Below are 4,926 nucleotides of genomic sequence, written 5' to 3'. Positions count from 1 at the left end.
TGGTGGCCTGCATGCACAAGCTGCTGGTCATCCTCAACGCCATCGCCCGCTCCAAGTCGCCTTGGCGCAACGACTTCACTGCGGTTCAGTAACGGGTTCATCAAGATGGTTGCTGTTTTCAGCCAGCCAATGGTAGCGGTGGTAGCGTGGCAGGCCCTGTCTCAAGAGGAGCACCGCACCATGTCCGATCTGTCGTCCTTCCCCATCACCCGCAAGTGGCCCGCGTTGCACCCGGAACGCCTGCAGCTCTACAGCCTGCCCACGCCCAACGGGGTGAAGGTGTCCATCCTGCTGGAAGAGCTGGGTCTGCCCTACGAGGTGCACCGCGTGAGCTTCGACACGCAGGACCAGTTCTCGCCCGAGTTCCTGTCGCTGAACCCGAACAACAAGATCCCGGCCATCCTGGACCCGAACGGGCCGGGCGGCCAGCCGCTGGCGCTGTGGGAGTCGGGTGCGATCCTGGTCTACCTGGCCGAGAAGACGGGTCAGTTCCTGCCCGCCGACCCGGCGCGCCGCTACGAGACGCTGCAGTGGCTGATGTTCCAGATGGGCGGGGTGGGCCCGATGTTCGGCCAGGTGGGCTTCTTCACCATCTTTGGCGGCAAGGACTTTGAGGACAAACGCCCGCGCGACCGCTACACCGCCGAATCCAAACGCCTGCTGGGTGTGCTGGACCAGCGGCTCAAGGGCCGCAACTGGATCATGGGCGATGAATACACCATCGCCGACATCGCCATCTGGCCCTGGGTGCGCAACCTGGTGGAGAAATACAAGGTGGGCGCCCTGGTGGGCTATGCCGAGTTCACCGAGGTGCAACGCGTGCTCGCCAATTTCGTCGCCCGTCCCGCGGTGCAAAAAGGCCTGGCCATCCCCGCCGCGCCGAACTGAAGAAACGCCACGAGCGAAGGGCGCCCGGCCAGCATGCGGTGGAACCGGCTCCGCCAGGACCCGTACAAACGAAACGAGCGAAGGGCTTTCATCCCAGGGCACCCGTGGAACCGGCTCCGCCGGGCCACAGGGTGCGTCCCCCCTCGAAGCGCCGAAGGCGCGCCACAGAGGGGGGAAGCCGCGCAGCGGCGCAGGGGGGTGTTCCCTACTTCCTCCAGAACGCGCCCGTGAACAGCACCAGCACGGTGAGCAGTTCGAGCCGGCCGAGCAGCATGGCGAAGCTCAGCACCCAGATCTGCACGTCGTTGAGCACACCGAAGTTGCTGGCCGGCCCCACCAGCCCCAGTCCGGGGCCGATGTTGTTGACGGTGGCGACCACCGCACTGAAGGCGGTGACGATGTCCAGCCCGGTGAACAGCAGCACCATGGTCAGGCCCATGGTGACGGCGCCGTAGATCAGCATGAAGCCGTAGGTCGCGCTCATCACCGCCGGCGGCAGCACCGCCCCGCCCAGCGTGACCGGGTTGACCACCCGCGGGTGGATGATGCGCACCAGCTCGCGCCGCGCCTGCTTGATCAGCAGCACCATACGGACCATCTTGATGCCCCCGCCCGTGGAGCCGGCGCACGACACGAAGGTGCCCAGGAACATCAGCATCACCGGAGCGAACACGGGCCACTGGGCGTAGTCGGTGGTGGCGTAGCCGGTGGTGGTGGCCAGCGACAGCACGTGGAAGGCGCTGCTGCGCAGCGCGTCCATGGGCTCGGGGTAGATGCGGTGGGCCAGCAACAGCAGGTAGATCAGCGCAATGGACACCACCAGCACGGCGGCGTAGGTGCGGATCTCGCGGTCGTTGGCGATGGGGCGCAGCGAGCGGCTGCGGATGACGATGAAGTAGCGCACGAAGTTGATGCCCGCCGCCGCCATGAACACGGTGGCCACCCATTCCACCGCCGGCGACTGAAAGTGGCCGATGCTCGCGTCGTGCGATGAGAAACCGCCCAGGCCCATGGTGGTGCACATGTGCATGAAGGCGTCGGCCCAGTCCATGCCAGCCCAGCGGTAGGCCAGCAGGCAGGCGGCCGAGAAGCCGAAGTACACGCCCCACAGACCGCGCGCGGTTTCGGAAATGCGCGGGGTGAACTTGGCCTCTTTCATGGGGCCGGGGGTTTCGGCCTTGTAGACCTGGTAGCCCCCCAGCCCCAGCATGGGCAGCACCGCCACCACCAGCAGCATGATGCCCAGCCCCCCCACCAGCTGCAGGAAGCAGCGCCAGACGTTGGCCGAGACGGGCAGCGCGTCCAGCCCCGAGAGCGCGGTGGCCCCGGTCGCGGTGAGCGCGCTCATGGCCTCGAAATAGGCCTTGGCCACGTCGATGTCGGGCACGGTGAACATCAGCGGCACGGCCGCAAAGGCGGGCAGGACGATCCACACCAGGTTGACCAGCAGAAAGCCGTCGCGCGCCTGCAGCTCGCGCCGGTGGCGGTGCGAGACCAGCCACAGCAGCAGCCCACTGACCGCGGTGAGCGCAAACCCGCCCGCCCACACCAGCACATGGTGGTGCGCGTCCAGAAACCAGGCCCAGGTCAGCGGCACCAGGTAGGTGAAGGCGAACGCGAACAGGATGCGCGAGAAGATGTTGAGGACCGGCAGCAGCATGGACAGCGACTCAACCGAAGAACGTGGCGCCGACCAGGAACAGCTTTTCCACCTCGCGCACCAGCCGCTTGTGGGGAATGAAGATGATGATGTGGTCGTCGGTTTCGATCAGCGTGTCGTGGTGCGGCATCAGCACCTGCGAACCCCGCCCCTGGCCGCGCACGATGGCGCCGATCCGCGCGCCCTTGGGCAGGCGGATGTCCTCCACCCGGCGCCCCACCAGCTTGGAGGTCTTCGCGTCGCCGCGGGCCACGCCTTCCAGCGCCTCGGCTGCGCCGCGGCGCAGGCTGTGCACCGCCACCACGTCGCCACGGCGCAGGTGGGTGAGCAGCTCGCCGATGACGGCCTGCGAGGGCGAGATCGCGATGTCGATGGTGCTGCCCTGCATCATGTCGGCGTAGGCACGGCGGTTGATGAGCGAGAGCACGCGCCGCGCCCCCAGGCGCTTGGCCAGCATGGCGGACATGATGTTGTCCTCGTCGTCGCTGGTCAGCGCCAGGAACAGGTCCATGTCGCCCACATTCTCTTCGAGCAGCAGGTCCTCGTCGGCCCCGTCACCGTGCAGGATCAGCATGTTCGACGGCAACTGGCTGGCCAGGTATTCGCAGCGGCGCTTGTCCTGCTCGATCAGCTTGACCTCGCACTGCCCCGCGAGGCTGCGCGCCAGCCGCAGGCCCACCTTGCCGCCGCCGGCGATCATCAGGCGCTGAACCGGCTTGTCGGCGCTGTGCATGGCGCCCAGCACCATGCGGATGCGTTCGGCGTCGGCCAGCACGAACACCTCGTCGCCCGGCAGGATGCGGGTCTGCGGCGTGGTCTCGACCTCGGTGTCCTGGCGGTAGAGCGCGACCACGCGCATCTCGGCGTGCGGGAAGCGGTCGCGGCACTCGCCGATGGTGTGGTCGACCAGCGCACTGCCGGCGGTGGCCCGCACCACGATCAGGCTGGCGCGGCCGTCGGCGAATTCCAGCACCTGCAGCGCCTCGGGGTAGCTGATGAGCTGGTGGATGTAGCGCGTGACCGACTCTTCTGGGCAGATCACGTTGTCCACCGCGAAACCGCTTTTGCCCAGCAGGTCATGGCCCTCGACGAACTCGGGTGAACGCAGGCGGGCGATGGTGGTGGGCACGTTGAACACGTCGTGGGCCACCTTGCAGACCACGAGGTTGGCCTCGTCGGCCGCGGCACAGGCGATCACCATGTCGGCATCGCGCGCCCCCGCCTCGGCCAGCACCGAGGGCTGGATGCCGTTGCCCACCACGCCCCGCAGATCGAGCCGCTCTTCCAGCAGGCGCAGGCGGGCGGGGTCCTGGTCGATGACGGTGATGTCGTTCTGCTCGGAGACCAGGCTCTCGGCCACGCTTTCGCCGACGCGCCCGGCGCCCAGAATGATGATCTTCATAAGGCTGGATCGTACCCCCCGCGCCGCGGGATGGGCCCCCCCCGCGCCGCGGGATGCCCCCCCGCGCCGCCTTCGGCGTCTCCCCCCCAGGGGGCAATGCGAGTGGCCCGGCAAAGCCGGTTCCACCGCATCCTGGAATGAGGCACGCGCGACGGAGTGGCTTTTGGTGAGTGAGGGGCAGTTAAGGCTGCGCTGAACAAGTAGGCGAATTGAGTGGTCCGCAGCCCGATGGGGCACTGACGCGGGCAAGCCTGGCGATTTGAACGGGTTTCCTGGCCCTACCAACATTGCTTGCGCACTTGGAGCGCGCAACGGACGCACTCATGCCATGAGGCGCTGTCGCGCCAGGTAGATATTGGCCAAACCCAGCACCACGAACGAGCGCGTGGCGTTCTTGGCAAGGCCTCGGTAGCGCACCTTGGCAAAGCCCCACAGCCGCTTGACCACGGCGAAGACGTGTTCGACCCGTGCACGAACCTTGGACTTGTTGTGGTTCCTGGAGCGCTCGGCCTCGTTGATCTCGCCACCCCTGCGCACGCGCCGGTTGGTGAAGTCCCGGGCCTTGGGGGCCTTCGATCCGATCAACGCCTTCTGGCTGGCATAGGCGCTGTCGCCATACACGCGCCGCTCATTGCCATGCAGCAGATCGGGCAGCGGGTGCTTGTCGTGCACGTTGGCTGCCGTCACCACGGCGCTGTGCGTCAGCCCGGTGCGGCTGTCCACGCCAATGTGCATCTTCATCCCGAAATACCACTGCTGGCCTTTGCGGGTTTGGTGCATCTCGGGGTCGCGCTGTTTGTCCGCGTTCTTGGTCGAGCTGGGTGCGCCGATGATGGTGGCGTCCACGATGGTGCCGGTGCCCACCGTCAAGCCCCGCGCTTGCAGCACCTCCCCCACTTTGGCAAACAAGGCCTCGCCCAGTTTGTGCTGCTCCAGCAGGCGGCGAAACTTCAACAGCGTGGTCCCGTCAGGCGCA

General features: G+C 67.1%; 4 protein-coding genes. 1 reads left to right on the top strand and 3 read right to left on the bottom strand.

Annotated elements, in window-relative coordinates:
- The first annotated feature begins 180 nt into the window (after window positions 1-180).
- The gene (locus tag ACR2JA_RS04055) at window positions 181-888 is read left to right on the top strand and encodes a glutathione S-transferase N-terminal domain-containing protein (protein ID WP_434007838.1); all 708 of its coding nucleotides are present in this window, start codon (window positions 181-183) and stop codon (window positions 886-888) included.
- Between the two features lie 205 nt (window positions 889-1,093).
- Here ACR2JA_RS04055 and ACR2JA_RS04050 read toward each other — a convergent pair whose 3' ends face one another.
- From ACR2JA_RS04050 to ACR2JA_RS04040, 3 genes are all read right to left on the bottom strand, one after another.
- Entirely contained in the window at window positions 1,094-2,554 is a 1,461-nt protein-coding gene (locus ACR2JA_RS04050) for a TrkH family potassium uptake protein (RefSeq protein WP_434007839.1), read from the bottom strand.
- 4 nt (window positions 2,555-2,558) lie between these two features.
- On the bottom strand, window positions 2,559-3,950 hold the full coding sequence (gene trkA / locus ACR2JA_RS04045; RefSeq protein WP_434007837.1) for a Trk system potassium transporter TrkA: 1,392 nt from the start codon (window positions 3,948-3,950) through the stop codon (window positions 2,559-2,561).
- Between the two features lie 321 nt (window positions 3,951-4,271).
- A partial coding sequence (locus ACR2JA_RS04040; protein WP_434007836.1) for an IS5 family transposase occupies window positions 4,272-4,926 on the bottom strand: 655 nt, incomplete at its 5' end.

This window comes from Hydrogenophaga sp. (genome assembly GCF_051007235.1).
In the GTDB taxonomy this organism is placed as follows: Bacteria; Pseudomonadota; Gammaproteobacteria; order Burkholderiales; family Burkholderiaceae_C; genus Hydrogenophaga.
This window is presented reverse-complemented; position numbering and strand designations above follow the sequence as displayed.